Annotated in this window: 1 protein-coding gene; it reads left to right on the top strand. The window is 55.2% G+C overall.

Annotation, left to right across the window (positions count from 1 at the left end; translation table 11 throughout):
* Positions 1-320: 320 nt before the first annotated feature.
* Positions 321-880: Bug family tripartite tricarboxylate transporter substrate binding protein (locus J5224_RS31030; RefSeq protein WP_264628855.1), on the top strand; the 560-nt coding region annotated here is incomplete at its 3' end.

Genomic DNA, 880 nt, shown 5'->3' with positions numbered 1-880 from the left:
GCCATTCCCTATGCCTTGCTTGACGACACAATTGCGCGTTTACAGCCGTTACAGGAAGAAAAAACACGCTTGCTGCACCGTTTCTCTTCCACCGCAACCCCGGAAGATTGGCAAGCGCTGAAAGCGTGGGAATAGCCCGTTCCATTACTGGCTTAGCAGCTATCTATACCCTAAATAATTCGAGTTGCAGGAAGGCGGCAAGAGAGGGAACCCCGATGAGCTTACTCAAGTAAGTGATTCGGGTGAGTGAGCGTAGCCAACGCATCTGCAACTCGAAGTATGACGGGTATAACAATAAAATCATTGAGGAGTAACACATTATGAATACATCGGGGATATCACGCCGTCGCTGGTTACAGTTAGCATCCGCATCCTTAGTGGCCGCCGGAATAGCATTGGGGTCACCGGCCATGGCGGCGAACGCTGACTGGCCCACCAAAACCGTCAAGCTGGTGGTACCGTTCCCACCCGGCGGAGGCACCGATCTGTTGGCTCGCGCCCTGGCGGAACGCCTGAGCAAATCGTTCGGTCAGACGTTTGTGGTGGAAAACCGTCCCGGTGCCGGGGCGGCTGTCGGCACCGAATACGTGGCACGAGCGACCGATGGTCACACCTTCCTGTTCGCCTCATCCAATCACGTGACCGTACCGGCACTCAACACCCACTTGCGCTATGACATCTTCAAGGATTTCAAATCCATCTCTCTGGTGAGCGATCAGGCAAGCGTCTTCGCCGTCTCGCCCGACCTGCCGGGGAAAAACCTGACGGAAGTGTTGGCGCACATCAACGCCAATCCGGGGAAATACAATTACGGCACGGCGGGCATAGGCTCCGGCCAGCATCTCAGCACCGCCTATTTACAACAGTTAACGGGTATTGA

Source organism: Candidatus Symbiopectobacterium sp. NZEC135 (genome assembly GCF_025962695.1).
This window is presented reverse-complemented; position numbering and strand designations above follow the sequence as displayed.